The sequence below is a fragment of the Paenibacillus sp. Y5S-9 genome, from assembly GCF_036894235.1.
Classification (GTDB): domain Bacteria; phylum Bacillota; class Bacilli; order Paenibacillales; family Paenibacillaceae; genus Paenibacillus.
Window position 1 is genome coordinate 5,683,626 of record NZ_CP145887.1, and the last position, 17,894, is coordinate 5,701,519.

At 45.1% G+C, this 17,894-nt stretch carries 19 protein-coding genes; 8 read left to right on the top strand and 11 right to left on the bottom strand.

The genetic code is table 11. The annotated features are described in order from the left end of the window. The first annotated feature begins 19 nt into the window (after window positions 1-19). On the top strand, window positions 20-1,549 hold the full coding sequence (locus tag V6669_RS24990; protein ID WP_338588476.1) for a Ppx/GppA phosphatase family protein: 1,530 nt from the start codon (window positions 20-22) through the stop codon (window positions 1,547-1,549). On the opposite strand, the gene ppk1 is transcribed toward V6669_RS24990, so the two are convergent. Further along, window positions 1,509-3,590 (bottom strand): polyphosphate kinase 1, encoded by a 2,082-nt coding sequence (gene ppk1, locus V6669_RS24995; protein ID WP_036605760.1) that lies wholly within the window; start codon window positions 3,588-3,590, stop codon window positions 1,509-1,511. The two genes, V6669_RS24990 and ppk1, sit on opposite strands and share 41 nt — an antisense overlap. 248 nt (window positions 3,591-3,838) lie before the next feature. Between ppk1 and V6669_RS25000 the strand changes: the two genes are divergently transcribed. The 3 genes from V6669_RS25000 to V6669_RS25010 all read left to right on the top strand — a co-directional run bounded on the left by V6669_RS25000 (window position 3,839) and on the right by V6669_RS25010 (window position 6,839). Beyond that, complete coding sequence (locus tag V6669_RS25000) at window positions 3,839-4,066, top strand: hypothetical protein (protein WP_338588477.1); 228 nt, start codon at window positions 3,839-3,841, stop codon at window positions 4,064-4,066. A 383-nt stretch (window positions 4,067-4,449) separates the two neighbouring features. Then, the gene (locus V6669_RS25005; protein ID WP_338595040.1) at window positions 4,450-5,463 is read left to right on the top strand and encodes a glycosyl hydrolase 53 family protein; all 1,014 of its coding nucleotides are present in this window, start codon (window positions 4,450-4,452) and stop codon (window positions 5,461-5,463) included. A gap of 920 nt (window positions 5,464-6,383) precedes the next feature. Then, window positions 6,384-6,839 carry a hypothetical protein gene (locus V6669_RS25010; protein WP_310339808.1) on the top strand — a complete coding sequence of 152 codons (456 nt, stop codon included), beginning with the start codon at window positions 6,384-6,386 and terminating at the stop codon, window positions 6,837-6,839. Between the two features lie 8 nt (window positions 6,840-6,847). Here V6669_RS25010 and V6669_RS25015 read toward each other — a convergent pair whose 3' ends face one another. From V6669_RS25015 to V6669_RS25045, 7 genes are all read right to left on the bottom strand, one after another. Continuing rightward, window positions 6,848-7,189, bottom strand: a complete 342-nt coding sequence (locus V6669_RS25015; RefSeq protein WP_338588478.1) for a hypothetical protein — start codon at window positions 7,187-7,189, stop codon at window positions 6,848-6,850. A gap of 182 nt (window positions 7,190-7,371) precedes the next feature. Next, on the bottom strand, window positions 7,372-8,250 hold the full coding sequence (gene rarD / locus V6669_RS25020; RefSeq protein ID WP_338588479.1) for an EamA family transporter RarD: 879 nt from the start codon (window positions 8,248-8,250) through the stop codon (window positions 7,372-7,374). A gap of 149 nt (window positions 8,251-8,399) precedes the next feature. Then, window positions 8,400-8,600 carry a hypothetical protein gene (locus V6669_RS25025; RefSeq protein ID WP_338588480.1) on the bottom strand — a complete coding sequence of 67 codons (201 nt, stop codon included), beginning with the start codon at window positions 8,598-8,600 and terminating at the stop codon, window positions 8,400-8,402. A gap of 47 nt (window positions 8,601-8,647) precedes the next feature. Next, on the bottom strand, window positions 8,648-8,977 hold the full coding sequence (locus V6669_RS25030) for a hypothetical protein (RefSeq protein ID WP_338588481.1): 330 nt from the start codon (window positions 8,975-8,977) through the stop codon (window positions 8,648-8,650). 345 nt (window positions 8,978-9,322) lie between these two features. Then, window positions 9,323-9,718, bottom strand: coding sequence for a hypothetical protein (locus V6669_RS25035; RefSeq protein WP_338588482.1), 396 nt, complete (start codon window positions 9,716-9,718; stop codon window positions 9,323-9,325). 256 nt (window positions 9,719-9,974) lie between these two features. Then, window positions 9,975-10,616 (bottom strand): NAD(P)-dependent oxidoreductase, encoded by a 642-nt coding sequence (locus V6669_RS25040; protein ID WP_338595042.1) that lies wholly within the window; start codon window positions 10,614-10,616, stop codon window positions 9,975-9,977. 224 nt (window positions 10,617-10,840) lie between these two features. After that, window positions 10,841-11,197 carry an iron-sulfur cluster assembly accessory protein gene (locus V6669_RS25045; protein WP_062837974.1) on the bottom strand — a complete coding sequence of 119 codons (357 nt, stop codon included), beginning with the start codon at window positions 11,195-11,197 and terminating at the stop codon, window positions 10,841-10,843. A 660-nt stretch (window positions 11,198-11,857) separates the two neighbouring features. Here V6669_RS25045 and mqnE point away from each other — a divergent pair. Together mqnE and V6669_RS25055 are read left to right on the top strand one after the other, a co-directional pair. After that, the gene (gene mqnE / locus V6669_RS25050; RefSeq protein WP_091037892.1) at window positions 11,858-12,964 is read left to right on the top strand and encodes an aminofutalosine synthase MqnE; all 1,107 of its coding nucleotides are present in this window, start codon (window positions 11,858-11,860) and stop codon (window positions 12,962-12,964) included. 234 nt (window positions 12,965-13,198) lie between these two features. Further along, complete coding sequence (locus V6669_RS25055; RefSeq protein ID WP_036673332.1) at window positions 13,199-14,260, top strand: NAD(P)/FAD-dependent oxidoreductase; 1,062 nt, start codon at window positions 13,199-13,201, stop codon at window positions 14,258-14,260. Here V6669_RS25055 and V6669_RS25060 read toward each other — a convergent pair. Beyond that, window positions 14,257-14,511 carry a YuzB family protein gene (locus V6669_RS25060; protein WP_036605750.1) on the bottom strand — a complete coding sequence of 85 codons (255 nt, stop codon included), beginning with the start codon at window positions 14,509-14,511 and terminating at the stop codon, window positions 14,257-14,259. The genes V6669_RS25055 and V6669_RS25060 overlap by 4 nt on opposite strands. A gap of 80 nt (window positions 14,512-14,591) precedes the next feature. On the opposite strand from V6669_RS25060, the gene V6669_RS25065 reads away from it, so the two are divergent. Further along, window positions 14,592-14,837, top strand: a complete 246-nt coding sequence (locus V6669_RS25065) for a NifU family protein (protein WP_053783253.1) — start codon at window positions 14,592-14,594, stop codon at window positions 14,835-14,837. 138 nt (window positions 14,838-14,975) lie between these two features. On the opposite strand, the gene V6669_RS25070 is transcribed toward V6669_RS25065, so the two are convergent. Further along, entirely contained in the window at window positions 14,976-15,755 is a 780-nt protein-coding gene (locus V6669_RS25070; protein WP_338588483.1) for an SDR family oxidoreductase, read from the bottom strand. Between the two features lie 167 nt (window positions 15,756-15,922). On the opposite strand from V6669_RS25070, the gene V6669_RS25075 reads away from it, so the two are divergent. Next, on the top strand, window positions 15,923-16,927 hold the full coding sequence (locus V6669_RS25075; protein ID WP_338588484.1) for a DUF2167 domain-containing protein: 1,005 nt from the start codon (window positions 15,923-15,925) through the stop codon (window positions 16,925-16,927). Between the two features lie 127 nt (window positions 16,928-17,054). Here the strand turns inward: V6669_RS25075 and V6669_RS25080 are convergent, their stop codons facing one another. After that, window positions 17,055-17,894 carry a MetQ/NlpA family ABC transporter substrate-binding protein gene (locus V6669_RS25080; protein ID WP_338588485.1) on the bottom strand — a complete coding sequence of 280 codons (840 nt, stop codon included), beginning with the start codon at window positions 17,892-17,894 and terminating at the stop codon, window positions 17,055-17,057.

Consider the following 17,894-nt stretch of genomic DNA (forward strand, 5'->3'; position numbering starts at 1 on the left):
TCTGTAGAAGGAGATGCTTATGACACGTACTAATGAAACCTTAGGAATTATTGATATCGGCTCGAACTCCATTCGTCTAGTTATATATGAACTGGATCAGGACGCAGCCTATCGCATCATTCATGAAGACAAATATGCCGCTCGTCTGAGCAGCGTTGTTGAGTCTGATGGAACCATCCTTCGCCATTCTCTGGATAAAGCGATTACCATCTTGCGTCAATTCAAAGCGACCTGTGAGGCATATCAGACCAAACTGATTCGCGCAGCAGCTACCGCAGCCATTCGTAATGCAAGCAATGTCCTGGAAATTATCGAATGGCTGGAGACAGAGACAGGGCTTACCATTGAATGTGTATCCGGAGATCGGGAGGCCTATTATGGGTTCCTTGGTGTCACTCAATCCATTGAATTGGCAGACGGTTACGTCGTTGATATTGGAGGCGGCAGCACAGAGATCACAGTCTTTCGGGATCGGAAGAGGTTACATAGTATCTCCCTCCCCATTGGTGCAGTGAATTCACATGCCCGTTATGGGGGTGAAGATCAGTGGAGCGAGGCGAATGCAAATGCATTGTGCAACGAAATCATTGAGGCTCTCCGTGGACAGGATTGGATTCGTGAGCATCCCGGCCTGCCACTCATCGGACTTGGCGGCACAATGCGTACACTTGCCAAAGTGGAACAGAAGCGTACCCAGTATTCTTTGCCTGTCACCCATCATTATGAGATCAGTGAGGAAGCGATGGAGAACATCGCTCGCTCCTTGCCTCATCTCACCTCGGCACAGCGCAAAAAGGTACCTGGGCTCGCCAAAGATCGCGCAGACATCATTGTGCCCGGTGTGCTGATCCTGCGAACCGTCTTCCAGTTAATACAGGGAGATCGTTATGTGGTTAGTGGTGCGGGTCTACGAGACGGGTTGTTGCGTGATTACATGGCTGGAGGTCAGCCGGTCGTTCCGGACGCGCTGAAGGACAGTATCCGCAACTTTATCCATTTTGGTCCGCCTATTCCAGAGAAACGTCTGCAACGGATTCATCAGGATACGGTTACCCTGTATACGGCATTACAAGGTACCCCTCCTGATCAAGCAGATGCCCGAATCCTGTATGCGTCCTCCATGCTGCATATGGCAGGTAAACAGATTAACTATTTCCGTTATACACAGCACTCGGCCTATTGGATCATGAATTCAAGCATCTATGGACTTTCTCATCGGGAGACCATTCTAAGTGCCAGTGCAGCTGATTATCATCCAAAAAAAAGAACGCCCCAGCTGCTGAATAAGCACCGGGACATTCTGAAAAACTCGGATGAGCGGCATGCTCATCGTATAGGCTCTCTGCTACGCGTAGCCGAAGCCATTAATCGATCCGAGAGCATCGCTGCGATCGAAGCAACAAAAGAAAACGACTCACTGCAGGTGCAATTCACCTGTACAGCTGAGCCGTTACTGGAACTTGATGGCCTGGAAGAGGCCGTCAAGGATCTGAAGGAAGCCTGGGGAGTTACGTTAACGCACTCCATTCAGCAGGCTTCCAAGGGATAATACCCATGGCCTCCGTCTGACTTCTCAGCGGGGGCTTTTCATTTTCTACAAATACATAATTGCCACCAGGCATAAGTTGTCTCGCTTTGACATTATCCATAAGGGACAGATTAAGGATATCAACCAGCATCTTCTTCAGCTCTGGATCAAATACGGGACACATCAGTTCAATTCTTCGATTCAGGTTACGTGTCATCCAGTCTGCACTGGAGATGAATACATCCGGGTTGCCGCTATTTTCAAAATAAAACAACCGTGAATGCTCCAGAAAACGATCTACAATGCTAATGACCCGAATATTCTCACTTAGCCCCTCTACCCCCGGACGCAGACAACATACACCACGCACAATCAGATCGATCTGCACGCCGGCTTGAGAAGCCTCGTACAATTCATCAATCATTTCCTGATGGGATAAGGAGTTGATCTTGGCAATGATTCTGGAAGGTTTACCTTTCAGCGCATGCTCTGTTTCTCTACGAATCAGTGCAAACAACTCATCCTTCATACCATCCGGAGCTACGCGGAACGCCTGCAATGCCTTCGGGCCGGAGTATCCGGTAATCTCATTGAACAATTCGGATGCATCCTCCCCAATAATCGGATTAGAGGTGAACAGTCCCACGTCCGTATACACTTTGGCTGTGCTCTCATTATAGTTACCGGTTCCTACATGGACATAACGTCTCAGCCCCTGCTGTTCCCTGCGTACGACAAGAATGATTTTGGCATGGGTCTTCAGTCCAACCAGTCCATAAACCACGTGACAACCGGCCTTCTCCAGCTTACGAGCCCAAGCAATGTTGCGCTCTTCATCAAAACGTGCTTTCAGTTCCACCACCACCGTGACCTGCTTACCACTCTCAGCGGCAAGAGCAAGTGCCGGAATAAGGCGTGAATCGCCATTGACCCGATATAAAGTCATCTTGATCGCCAGAACTCTTGGATCTTCCGAAGCCTCCAATATAAAATCAGTGACTGGTTCAAACGATTCGTATGGATGATGCACCAGTACATCGCGTTTGCGCAGCAGCTCAAAATGACTTTCTCTTGGCAGAAACTCAAGTGGGTAGACTGGCTTCACCGGACTGTATTTCAGATGTGAAAAACTTTCCAGACTGTCCACGAATCCAGCCAGAAAACTCAGATCGAGTGGTCCATCAATTTCGTATACCGGGTCCTGAATATCAAATTCATCCTGCAATTCCAATAAGGCATCCGGACGAAAATCCTTGCAGACTTCCAGTCGTACAGGAGCCCCGCGGCGTCTGCGTCGCAATTCTTTTTCAATAGCCTCAAGCAGATCTTCCGCTTCTTCTTCATTAATGAACAGATCCGCATTGCGGGTCACTCGGAATTCCTGTGCAGCAAGCGAGATATATCCACTGAAGAGCGTATGAATATGATGTTTGATAAGATCTTCAATCAGTATGAATGTTTTCTTTTTGCTATTCGCCCGAATGGGAGCCTGAACTACCCGCGGCAGATTGGAAGGTACCTGAACAATAGCCATAAATGGCTCGCCCTCTTGCTCCCCTTCCTTCTGAAGCATCACGGACAGGTAGACAGACTTGTTGTGTACCAGCGGGAACGGACGACTCTGGTCAATCGCCATTGGTGTGAGTACCGGAAAAATAATCTCATGAAAGTATTGGTCCATTGCACGCTGCTGTGTCACATTGAGATCGGTATATTCCTGAATGTTCACGCCTTTTTTGGCGAGTAGACGAATGAGTTCACGATACGTTTTATACTGTTCGGCGACCATGGTCCCGGTTCGTTTGATCAATCTGCGGTACAATCCCGAAGGCGTGTATCCTGTAAAATCTTTTTGCGTGAATCCGGCCTTGATCTTCTCTTTTGTCTCCGCCACCCTTACACTGACGAACTCGTCCAGATTACTAGCGACAATGCCGAGAAATCTCATGCGTTCCAGCAGAGGCGTTGTTGGATCCTGGGCCTCCTGAAGTACGCGCCGATTAAATTCAACCCAACTCAAATCACGATTAACGTAGTTGCCTGTTTTGACGTCTCTATGCATGTATGGCCTCCGAATGTGTTGCATATCTATTCTTGGTTAGAAGTTCTCATATAATTGTACTATTCGTAATCAACATCAAGCGTCAGCGCAGTGTAAACGCTACGTAAAATTTATGTAAATGATACCTCATGGGCGCAACTTTTTCCATCCCTTTACAAAGGTCAATAGACAGAGTAAAGTGAAGTACAGTGTGATTTGGTCCGGTTGCTTGTTCTCATTCCAAATATATTTGATTAAAGGAGTATATAATGAAATCCAACAAACCTAGAACGTTACAAAAAAATATAGAATTTTTCACGGCTGCACTATCCCAATGTATGGTAAGCGCATGGCAGGAAGACCCGGCTGGCGTCTACTGTGAAGTGGGTTGCGGCGTTGTGGAGCGGATCAGTGAAGACAGCGTGCGCATCCGAAACAATGACGGAACAAAGAGTCATTATGCACGAGATATTACGATGTTCCAGACTGAAAAATAATTTTGCATAAATACGTAAAAAAGACTAGCTTTCCGAAACAAGGTGTTGTATACTCTTGCCACAAGGAAAGGAGGTGCGTCAACATTTCTAATGTCATGTTGAACGTGTCCCTTACCCGATCCACTAGCTCAAATTAAAAGAGTCTGGTGGAGGCGCGGGATACGGATCAATGTTTCAAAAAGCGCCACGGGTAGAAAAGCCGTCTTCGGACGGCTTTTTGTTTTCTCTTTTTCTGTAGAGAGGTTGATAAAACACCCAAAATATTGGAAATGGACCCTTTAGTAGAGCAAACCAGGATGGCTATAATTAGGATGCAACTCAACTTAAATCCGAGGAGGCATCTTGTAATGTTCAAAAATGTAAGGGGTTTCAAGACATCCATCATGTTGGCTTTTGTTTTGTTATTCACCTCCATCATGTTGCCCGCAGGTCAGCATGCCAGCGCAGCACCAAGTTTCGCCAAAGGAGCTGACATCAGTTGGGTTCCCGGAATGGAAGCCCAAGGTTACAAATGGAAAGATAAAAACGGGGTACAGCGTGACATCATTGATATTTTGAAAAACGACTATCAAATCAATTCCGTTCGCATTCGGGTCTTTGTTAATCCTTCGAATGATTATGGGAACGGTTACATGAATAAGGATCGTGCGGCTACACTCGCACAACGTGCCAAGAATGCTGGCATGAGTGTAATGCTTACCCTGCACTACAGCGATTCCTGGGCAGACCCTGGTCAGCAAACCAAACCTGCTGCCTGGAAAAACTATACGTTCCAACAGCTCATGGATGCGGTATGGAACCACACTCGTGATGTGATGACGGCGATGCAAAGCAAAGGCGTTACCCCAGACTGGGTACAGATCGGTAATGAAACAAGCAACGGCATGTTATGGGAAGATGGTAAAGCATCCACCAACATGAAAAATTATGCGTGGCTGGTGAATACAGGCCATAACGCAGTGAAATCCCTGAGCAGCGGCACCAAAACCATTGTGCATCTGGCAGGTGGAGATGATAACGCCCTCTATGTATGGAATATTGGTGGTCTGATTAATAACGGAGCTAACTTTGACATGATTGCCATGTCCCTCTATCCTTCAGCTTCCGGCTGGAACACCGCTGTTACAAATACGGTAAACAACGCCAAGGATATGATCAACCGTTATGGTAAAGAGATCATCATCTCCGAAATTGGCATGGACAATAACCAGGCTGCAGCTGGAAAAAGTTTTGTTGCTGCGATGAAAAACCAAATTCGTAATCTGCCAAATGGCAAAGGTAAAGGTGTATTCTACTGGGAGCCTCAGGCTACACCAGGATACAACGGCGGTTACGGCAAAGGCGCATGGCAATCCAATATGATGCCAACGGCTGTCATGGAAGGATTTATTGACTAGGTACGATGGGTAGAAGTGCGGGCTTTGGGGGCAGCGTGGTGGGCGTTCCGGTGGCGGATCGTTCTTATGATCGCTGTTGTATCCTAATTTCTCGAACAACTTTTCATAAGTTGAAATTAGGATACAAAGGCGAACGCTTCGCTTCTTCAGAATCGATTCCGCCCCCTCCACTACGTTGCTGCTCCTTGAGACACTTCTAAAACCGTGTGTAGTCAAATGGATTAGGGTAATGAAGAGCGGAAGGCGCTATTCCTGTGGGATTAGCGCCTTTTGTGTGTTTGCGGGCAGCGTGGTGGGCGTTCCGGGGTCGGATCGTTCTTATGATCGCTGTTATCCCCAGATTTTATGAATTCCCCTGTTAAGGGGAAAATCCGGGGATAGCCTATGCTTCCGATGTAGCTTTCTTGCAGAAAGCTTTCAGGCGAACGCTCCGCTTCTTCAGAATCGATTCCGCCCCCTCCACTATGTTGCTGCTCCTTGAGACACTTCTAAAACCGTGGGTAGTCAAATGGATTAGGGTAATGAAGGGCATAAGGCGCTATTCCTGGTGGGAGTAGCGCCTTTTGTGTGTTTGCGGACAGCGTGGTGGGCGTTCCGGGGTCGGATCGTTCTTATGATCGCTGTTATCCCCAGATTTTATGAATTCCCCTGATAAGGGGAAAATCCGGGGATAGCCTATGCTTCCGATGTAGCTTTCTTGCAGAAAGCTTTCAGGCGAACGCTCCGCTTCTTCAGAATCGATTCCGCCTCTTCCACTACGTTGCTGCTTATGAGGCACTTCTAAAATCGTGTCGCGATCAATCGAGGAGGGGTACACCACTCGGGCTGGAGACTGATGTTCTTTTGGCTTACATATGAATATAATAAGTTTATTGAGATAACACATAGGATCAACTTTTTATAGGAGAGGAGGCATAAGGATGAGTTTTTTAAAAGGGCTAGGTCAGTTAGCTGGGGAAGTTACCGGGAAAGTGTTGGGTGGTAGCGTAAGGGTTGTTGGTGAAATTGCAGGAAGCCCCTTTATCAAAGAAATCGGAAACGGCGTAGAGAAAGCTACGATTAATACAGGCAAAACCGTTGGACAACTGGCTAGTGGCACATATGATCTCGCCAGTGGTGCAATTCGAAAAGATGATACCGCCATAGACGCGGGGCTTGCTGATATTGGAGGTGCTGTAACCAATACTGCAAAAGGTGTAGCGATATCAGCCAAGTATGTATATAACAGCGGTAAAGATGTTGTTGTGGGCATGCAAGAGGAAGATAAGGACAGAGTCAAGCTTGGTGCCAAGAATCTTTTAGCTGCTGCTGCGGTAACAACACTCGCTGTCGGTGTCATTGATGCAGTTGATGGGGCTGAAGGTGTTGATACGTAGGATTTGGTTTAGATCACCAATAACACAACAACTGAAAAAATACAGCTTATTAGGGCAACTAAAATATGGAGACAACTAAATGAGATTTTTTCAAGTAAAATCCGCTGTTTCTTCTGAATAAAATATGAGTAGATGAACACCGTAACCACAACGGGCAGATATAAATGAAGATCCGGACCATCCGTGCTCGGTAATAGTTTATTAATATATCCACCTATCGTCTCGTTGACCATCATGAACCCATATATACTACCGATTATTGCTGAAACTGCAAACTGAAATAGTATCTGAACTACAGCATTCTTTACAAAGAATGGTTCACGTTTGCGGTAACGGTTATTAACCATCATATATCTGTTGCCTCCTCGTTTTTTGGTTACTATTTTTGATTACTACTCCTGTATTTTACCATAATGTTGATCAGCTGCCTTTTTAGTTTTGCTGAGCTATCTTATCTTTTCTTCATAAATGTAAAATGCCCTGTCCACCTCATAGGCGGGCAGGGCATTTTTAACGATTCAAATACCTCTGTTCAGTTTACCTTAGCAAGTCTCGTAGCGCGCATCGATGAAATAGCGTATACGATGAGCGCTGTCCAGATGAGCGCGAAGCCAACGAGCAGAACTGGCGAGACCGTTTCCTTGAACACAAACACACTCAGGATCAGCATGATTGTCGGCCCAATATACTGTACGAAGCCTAGTGTGGACAACGACATTCGAGCAGCCGCCCGTGCAAAGAAGAGCAGCGGCAACGCCGTCACCACACCAGATAGAAGCAGTTCGAAGAACATGGGCGCAGGCAGCGTCCATGCCGTGGCTTTTCCAACGAAAGCCAAGTAGATCCAGTAGCCGAGTGCGACTGGCAGAACTACAGCTGTCTCCGAAAATAACCCCACTGAAGCGTCTTGTTTGATCTTCTTCTTTGCCAGACCGTACAAGCCAAATGACACGGCCAGTGAGATCGCAACCCATGGGAAACGTCCGTAGTCGATGGCAATGATAAGCACCGCGACACCAGCGATGGCAATCGCGAGCCATTGTCCACGGTTTGGCTTTTCATGAAGGAAGACAACCGCCAGCAACACATTCAGTAACGGGTTCAAATAATAGCCCAGACTTGTCTCAACGACATGACCGTTGTTAACCGCCCAGATGAAGATAAGCCAATTAATAGCAATTAGCAGCCCACTCGCGGTAAGGGACAGCAGGGTCGAACGACTGGTCAAAATGCGCTTCATGTCACTCCAACGACGTTGGACGGCAACGAAAATCCCCATAAAGACAAATGACCAGACAACCCGGTGCGATAAAATCTCGCCTGCCGGTACATTTTCAAACAACTTCCAATACAGCGGGAGAACTCCCCACATGATATACGCAATGATCGCGTTGATTAATCCACTATTCATAACTGTATCCCCTCTTATTACTCTAATATCTCAACGGATTATACGCCTCGATCCTCGTTTAAGTAAAGGGGGTAATAGGTCATACAGGAATCCATTCCTAGTTCAAACGACTTTTCTTTGAGCAAAATTCCCCGCTTAGCGCAACCAAATTATGCTTTGCGCTTTTTCTTTCTTACTCTCATAAAAAGGATAAAAATCACCGCAAATACAACTACACCTACGATATACAAATCAATATCTTGCTCAAACATAAACCACATTTTGTGTTCTAAGTTTACTTGTTGTTTTGGTGGAAACCCTTCTCCGAATAGTTCAGTTGCTTGATTAAGATTATTCATTTCGATGGTCAAACTGCACGGACTACTGCTTAATTCGCCATCCACTTCGCTAAAGTATATTAAGTATTGTTGCCTTCCTTAAAATCAAACCCCCAAGTGAAGTTAGTTGCAATAATTAATTGAGAGTCAACTTCAGTATTCCAACTCCTCTCAACTTCCACTAAAATATATCTAATTTTCTCTTTGGTCCCCGTAAATCCCTCTTGCTTCAAGTCGACCTTAACTTGCTTTACTTCACCATAAACAGCTCCATCATATATTTCTAACTGTTCTTGGGGGCTTCCCGATTCAACACATGACAAAGCGTTAACATCTTGTGCATTTGAGATAAAGAACACGCTAGATATAAAAAAAATTAACGTGATTATACGAAGCTTCAGTTTTTCCACCTTCTTCTCATAATGTTAATTGGTACATCTTTATTGACCTGTTTAACAGGAAAAATGTTGCATTTTCCCTGGCCGTTAGGTGAATGAACAAAGAAGCAACCAATCGGACACAATTGTTTGCTCCATTTGTCTTTATTAAGTTATTATTCAAGACTAATCTAGAAGAAATAAAACTAAGATATTTTTCTTACAGCAAACCATAACTCAACAAAATTCAGTCCATCTTTAACTCCAGTAATTTCAAATTCCATTCCGTCGACCTGTTCATATCCTGTAGTAGGAAGCCATTCAGAAAAGAATCGTCTATGTATGGTAGCGTCACATTTGATCCTATTTTGGTTACTTTCACTTTCCTCCAACATGAAACACACCAATTACGGTTTCACCATCCTTGTCATACAGTGGAATATCCCATCCGTCTGGTGATCTGCTGTTCTGTATCGCAATAGCTTCTTCAGGTGTTTTTGGTTGCTCGCCATCCATGTCTTTTTTCAGCAGATATCCTTCTGTACCATCCACACCAGTAGCCAATATTAAATCAGGTTCTGTTTCTGGAGAAGTCGCATATATGTTAGAACCATATGTCTGTCCATTCTTATTTTTCGGATAAAGAGAAGTGATGTGAATTTGATTCAGCGCATTTTTAACGTTTGTATATTGGGACAACCCTGAACCACTCGATTCATTCATCATAAAAACCACAAAGATCAATAGTATAACTCCATTAGAATACATCTTCACAACTGTTCACTCCCTCATACTTTTGAACTAGCAGAAATTCCAATGAAGAGAAGATGGTTTTCATATAATCACATTTCCTTACCATCTTTAGAATAATATAACATAGATTCAAAGGAGTAGTTGGAAGTTGAACTATAATCATCTAATCTGTCTAACGTTATTGCAGATCATCCCTCTTCGATAACATAAAAAAAACGGACACCGATCTGTGGAGATCAGCGTCCGTTTGTATATTACATATTATTATTTGAAAGTGTTACTTCACTTCGCCAACAACGGTAAAGCGCTCGTTTTTGTGTTGTGGATTCTCGATCTCATCAACCAAAGCAATCGCATAGTCTGCATAGCTGATGTAACTGTTACCTTCACTGTTCACGAGAATAACGTCGTTGCCTGCTTGATATTTGCCAGTGCGTACGCCTTCTGGATTAAAGAATCCAGCCGGGCTCAAGAATGTCCATTGAATACCCGAAGATGCTTGCAGATCCAGCAAGTTTTGGCCTTGGTTCGTTGCAGTTGCTTTGTAAGCATCAGGGAATCCTGGGGATTCAAAGACACGCAATGTTTTGGACTCGTCTGTGAACAGGCTTCCTGCTCCACCCACCACGATCAGACGAGTGTTTGGTGTATCCTTCAGGATGTTGATCAACGCTTGTCCTACTTCCACATGCAGGTTTTCTTTACCAGCTGGAGCACCAAATGCATTTACAACCACATCGAATGCTTTAAGATCTTCAGCTGTAAGATCGAATACATCTTTCTCCAGCGTATTCAGGCTTTTATCTTCCAATTTGGATGCATTACGAACGATTGCCGTTACTTTATGACCTCTGTCTGCTGCTTCTTTCAAAATTACACTTCCTGCTTTGCCTGTTGCACCAATGATTGCAATGTTCATCATGATCTCTCCTTTAAATTATCGATATTGTTTATGTTTAAACTTTATATTGTAACTATAGTTGTTACAACTAAGTTTGTCAACCATGCACAATCAGTACACGCAAAAAAGCCCCTGATATCATGCCCGTGCAAAACGGATACAATTCAGAGGCTATCTATTAAAGGGATTGCAAACTGCTTATTTCAAAACAGAATTGGGAAACCGCTGTACAACTCAGTTTCTTAACAATCCTTATCAGGCACACCCGCATCTTCCTTCGTACGGAAAGAAGATCCACAACCACAAGTGGCTACTGCGTTCGGATTATGGATGGTGAACCCACCCGTCATACCAGACTCTTCAAAATCAATTTCAAGTCCATTCAGATATTTCAGGTTTTCCTTCTCGACTACAACCTTCATGTTCTGAATATCCATATACAGGTCCTCATCGGACTCTTTATCGTCAAAGCCCATGGCGTACGAAAATCCGGTGCAACCGCCCGGTGCCACGCCAAGACGCAGGAACATACCAGGTGTCTCTTGCTGTGCAAGCATCTCTTTCAATCTGTCAGCAGCCGTTTCGCTGATGTTAATCATGCCAGGTCACTCTCCTTTTTCATATAAAATCATGTTCAAAAAGGGCGCTTTTCAGTACCAAGAAGATGGGATGAAGATAGAAATGGAGTAGCGGAGCGTAGGCAAAACTACGTGAGCAACTACAATGTTTCCAAAGGAAACACACATCGTAAGCCTCCCGCTTATTTCGGCTGAATCCCATATTCGACGCTAGGCATCCTTCGTAATCAAAAGCGGACTTTTTGAACTACCTTTCATTAACTCTTCTTTAAATTATACTCCACCCCGTCAAGGGTCTCAAGTCATGTTTGCCTCTTTCCGCGTTCCCCCTCTACTCCTTTTTCTTCCCAGTGTATTGAACCCCCGCGATACGAGGTTTATAATGAATAGGTGGTCGCACTGAAATGTCGATATTTTGTCATGACTTATTCAGACGATGGTCATAATTGGAGTTGTAATTTTTTTCACATTTCGAGACTGCAACGCAGTCCCCAATGCATATATGAGTCAACAGACTCCATTTTTTGAAAAAATTTAGCTTTTATATGCAGCACACGCTGCACCGGGTAAATAAGAGTTAGTCCTTATAAGAAGGCGGCAGTTGACCGCATCTTTGCTATGTAGTTCTGTATGCAGATCCTACACACAACTCAAATCCGGTTAAGAACAGGAGGAAACAGTATGTCTACATTGGTAACACCGTTCACAGACAAAAGAATGGCTGAAATCGTTGAGAAAGTGCAGAACGGCGTAAGGCTGAGCGTAGAAGACGGCGTATATCTGTATGAAACAGATGATCTGCTGACTTTGGGCCAGCTGGCCAATGAGGCCAACTTGCGGAAGAATGGCAAGAAAGTTTATTTCATCGAAAACATGAGTCTTTATTTTACAAACGTATGCGAAGCCCGCTGCGCTTTTTGTAATTTCCGTAAAGACCAGGGTGAAGAAGGCTCTTATACATTATCCGGTCAGGAAATGATCGATTATGTGGAACAGCATATTCATCCGGGCGTACGTGAGTTCCATATTGTAGGCGGACATAATAACCATGTTCCTTTTCAATATTATGTCGATTCCCTGCGTGCTTTAAACGAGAAATATCCGGATGTTACACTGAAAGCTTACACAGCAGCCGAGATTGATTTCTTCACCCGGATTAGCGGACTCAGTATCAGAGAAGTTCTGCAAGAGCTGCAAAAAGCAGGTCTGAAAACATTGACTGGTGGCGGCGCTGAGATTCTCTCGGATGAATATCGTAAAAAAATGCGTGTAGACAAAGCCAACGTGGATCGTTATCTTGAGGTGCACCGTACAGCTCATGATCTCGGCATGCGTACCCATACAACGATGCTGTATGGATCGATCGAATCCTATGAGGACCGCGTTAACCACATGGTGCAGATCCGTGAATTGCAAGACGAGACTAACGGATTCATGGTCTTTATCCCACTTTCCATGCAGCCAAAAAGTAAAAACGCGAGTATTATGCGTCGTAACTCGGCTTATGAGGATCTCAAAACAATTGCGATCAGCCGTCTGATGCTGGATAACATCGATCATATCAAAGCATACTTCATTAACATCGGTCCACAGCTAGCTCAAGTCGCTCTTGGATTCGGTGCTTCGGATGCACATGGCACGATCGTTCGCGAACGGATTAGTCATGCGGCAGGTGCACTCACACCTGAAGGCCTTACACGTAAAGAGCTCATATGGCTCATTAAAGGTGCAGGACGTATTCCGGTAGAACGTGATACGTTCTACAATGAAATTCAAGTGTACGAATAGGACATAATTCCATCCACAACTAATATTGCACCAGCACCACTCCAGAACGCAGCTTTCATTATAGGGAGACGTTTGAATTCGAGTGGTGCAAACTGCTGAATAATATCTTCAATTTTCAACGTCTACTTTTTAATTATTCAAATCCTAACAAAAGGAGCAGCTATGTCATTGCATAGCTGCTCCACAGTTTACAGCCCCATTTCAGTGGGACTGATGCAGAAAGGAAGCCGAGTCATGAAAAATTTCGTCATTCTTGGAGGCGGCTATGGCGGCCTCACCATCATCAAGGAACTTCTGGAGGGTAAAATTCCATCCGATACACAAATTATTTTGGTGGACCGCAGCCCCTTTCAGGGATTAAAGACAGAATATTACGCACTCGCAGCAGGAACCGTATCTGATTATGACCTGCGTATCCAATTTCCAGTGAGCGATAAAGTCACTTACCGTTATGGAGAAGTTACTTCGATTGACCTGGAACAGCGTCAGATTGAATTTGAAGGCCAAGACCCGCTCGTGTACGACAAGCTTGTCATTGGACTTGGTTGTACAGACCGTTTCCACAATACACCAGGCGCCGAAGACTACAGCTGTACCATTCAAAGCTTTAGTAAAACACGCGAGACCTACCTGCGTCTTAATGAAGTCAAAGCCTATGGCAATGTGCATATCGTAGGCGGCGGATTAAGTGGTGTCGAGATGGCAGCCGAACTTCGTGAGAGCAGACCCGATCTAAACATCAGCATTCTGGATCGTGGTGAACGTGTATTATCAGCCTTCCCGCAACGTCTGTCCGTGTATGTGCATGAATGGTTTAACGAACATCAGGTAGAGACACGCGGGCATATCGCCATTTCACGTGTTGAACCTAATGCCATTTATAACCGGGATGAACAGATTCTAACGGATGCTGTCGTGTGGACTGCAGGCATTCAGCCCGTAAAAGTGGTACAGGATCTGGACGTGACCAAAGACCCTCAAGGTCGTGTCGTCCTGAATGAATACTACCAAATCCCGGAATATACCGATGTGTATGTCGTTGGTGACTGTGCCAGTGTCCCTTATGCACCTAGCGGTCAAGCTGCGGAAGTACAGGGTGAGCAGATCGCCCATATTCAGCATGCCCTCTGGAAAGGCGAAAAGCCCAATCCACATCCACTAAAGCTTCGTGGCACACTCGGTGCACTCGGCAAGAAGTCTGGGTTTGGGCTGATGGGCAAAACGTCCATGATGGGACGTGTACCTCGTATTTTGAAAAGTGGTGTGCTCTGGATGTCCAAGCGCCATCTCGGTTAGTCGAGATCGAGCTCGTCCCAGACATCGGCTTCGGCAATTTTGGCCAGAATGGCATTATATAGATCTTCCACTTTGTCCGTGATGACAACTTCGCCATTCACCAGTGCAAATGGAGTCATAGAACATTGGCCGCAGTTGGTTAGGCAGCCGTATTCAATCACGTCATAGTCTGGATTTTCTTCCAGTTGATCCATGACTTCATCTGTGCCAAAATGCATATTATTGGCACAAAATTCAATAATCGGTCTCATTTAAGTTCACCTGCTTTGTTTGACCATTTTAATTTGTGGCCATTTGTAATATAATATAGGAAGGAAAGGAGTTGAACAATATGAGCGAAAACGCACAAAGCACCATGTATGATGAGGTATCTGATGTGCTTGATAAACTTCGTCCGTTCCTGCAGCGCGATGGCGGTGACGTGGAACTGGTCGACGTGGAGGACGGCATCATTAAGCTGAAACTGGTCGGTGCCTGCGGCAGTTGCCCAAGCTCCACCATTACCTTAAAAGCCGGGATTGAACGTGCCCTTCTCGAAGAAGTTGAGGGTGTACAAGAAGTCGTACAAGTATTCTAATCAATCCTTCACGAAATAAACCTCAAGAGCCTTTCGCTTCGCATGAAGCGGAGGGCTCTTTTTTTGTGTGCATATGCAGAGAGTCCATTCCATCTGTCCCTTTGACCCGTTTCCACGTACAATCCTTCAATTCACCTTTTAAGTATCCTCGCGCTGTATGGTTGGACGAATCGGATCAAGTCCTCCAGATACATCCATAATGTTACCTGTTATAAAATCGGAATGATCAAGGCACAGATACGTAATCACTCGTGCAATATCTTCACCGCTGCCTGGTCGCCCTCTTGGCGTTTCCTCGTCGGTGATGCCTGCCATTTCATCAATCGTTTTCTCTTTGTTCGCACCACGAATGTCACCTGGACATACCATGTTAACCGTAATTCCATACGGGGCTTCTTCAACCGCGAGTGTCTTTGTAAAAGATACCAGCCCCACCTTGGCAGCCGCATATACGGCGCGATGAGGCCAGGATCTCGCTTCTCCAGCGTGACTGAAGCCAAAATGGATAATGCGTCCCCATTGCTTGCGTCTCATCTCTGGCAATACACGCTGATCCAGCAACATCGGTCCCAACAGATTTCCCTGCACAAGCATCTGGACCTCAGCTTCAGAATAATCCGCAAATAATCGTCGTTCACGGACAAATGGACCCGCATTATTCACCAAAATATCAATGCTGCCCAGGTTGTCTTCCACCTGTTCAACCAATGAAGAGATATCTTCCACCTTGGATATATCAGCCTGGATGGCAATACACCGCACACCCTTGGCTATAATCTGAGCCCTTAAAGCCTCAGCTTCTGTTCTGCTGTGTACATAGTTGAGGGCAATATGACACCCCTGATCTGCCAGACTGAGGGCCGTCATTTTACCAAGACCTTTGGCACTTCCCGTTATGAGGGCAATCTTTCCCTTCACGTTCATCCCCCTCTTCAAAGAGCAGTCACTATCCAGTATAAAAGATTTATCGTCCTCCTACAACTCGCTTATCCACAAGGGATTATCCACCTTTAATTCCAAATATATCTTGATCGAAATCAGACACCTATGGTACTGTCGAGGATATAACCTGAAAGGACCTCTACATGAATATGATGAATAAAAGATGGATATCATTTCTTACACTTTTAGTGTTGAGTTTATTCACAGTCTCTAGTGCCTTACAGGTATCAGCCGCAAGTGAGAATGAGCAAGCACTTGATGAGTACGATTGGATTACTGGACCAGCATCTGTCTCTCTGGACGGTAAGGCCACCCTGGAAGTCCCTGAAAGCCATTCCTATCTGGATAAGGCCAACACTCAACGCTCGATACTTAACAGCGGGGGCAAACCTAACGGGAACGAAATCGGAAGTCTAACCAGTAATAGCGAATTCGGCTCGTGGTATGTTGTGTTTGAATACGTGAAGACGGGTCATATCCATGATGACGATCAAAATCTGAGTGCCGAAGAACTGTTAAGCAGTTATATCCGAGGCACAGAAGAAGATAACAGAGAACTTGATCCTGAATATAGAACGTACATAACGGGGTGGGAAATCGAACCGGCATATGACAGTACCAAACATCAGTTGGTCTACTCCCTCGGTTTCAAGAATGCTGATCAGCAATCCATGGTCAATTACAATGTAAAAATCCTGACACGTGAAGGGTACATCACAGCCATTCTGGTCACAGATACGACCACCTTTCAACAGAGCCGCCAAGCATTCGAGGAAACCGTCCTTAATCAACTTAACATCAATGCAGGATATACCTATGAGGAGTACAATGCTTCGACTGACAAAACATCCACCATAGGGCTCAACAGTCTTCTGATGGGCGGGATCGGGTACACTGCTTCCCAGAAATTCAGTGCTCTTCTTTTGCTTAAAAAAGGATGGGCTTTGATCCTCGTTGTCGTCCTTGGGCTGATCGGTTGGATCAGATACAGAATCAAAAGCTCACACGGAGAAGAAGAAACACTCTCTCCCTCCGAGAGGACGTACCTGCAAGAAGCGGATGAACAGCAATATGCTGATCAGAATGAATTATCTTACTACCGCCAATCTGGACATCCATCTGACGTGGATAAACCGGAAAAACTTTGACCTATGTTGATCCCCGCGTCAGCACAGATTAGGAAACATAAAATAAGCCGTATATCTCTTCTCAAGAGATATACGGCTTATTTCTTTATTTCTTACAAACTTCTCATCATATCATACATATCGTGAATTATTCAGTTGCAGGTTCAACTGCACCTTTATAACGCTCTTTGATGAATGTTTTCACTTCTTCGGAGTGCAAGGCAGCAGCCAGTTTCTGAATGGCATCTGAATCCTTATTGTCCTCACGGGAAACGAGGATGTTTGCGTACGGGTTACCTTGCAGATCTTCGATCAGCAAAGCATCATTTGCCGGATTCAGGTTTGCTTCAAGCGCATAGTTGGCGTTGATGAATACCAGATCTGCTTCATCCAATTGACGAGGCATCATAGCTGCATCCAGCTCGATGATATCCAGGTTCTTCGGATTGGCTGTGATGTCTTGAATCGTAGATGTAATATTTGTGTTGTCTTTCAGCGTAATAATACCTTCCTTCGCGAGCAGCAACAGTGCACGTCCACCATTGGATGGGTCATTCGGAATCGCTACTTTTGCGCCGTCTGCCAATTCATCCAAAGACTTAATCTTCTTGGAGTAGCCGCCAAAAGGTTCAACATGAACAGGTGTTACAGAAAAGAGGTTGAATCCACGTTCTTTATTCTCTGTGTCCAAATAAGGCTGATGCTGGAAAAAGTTTGCATCCAATTTTTTGTCAGCAAGTTGCTGGTTAGGTTGTACATAGTCATTAAACGTAACGACTTGCAAACGAATTCCTTGTGCTTCCAGTTCAGGCTTGATGCTTTCCAGAATCTCTGCGTGTGGTGTAGGTGAAGCTCCGACTTTCAATTCTACTGTACGTGGTGCACCTGCTGAATTGTCTGCACCGCTATCGGCGTCCTTGTTGTTTCCGCAAGCTGCGAGAACCGCAATCAACATAAGACTAAGTAGAGCAAAAGACCATTTTTTCAT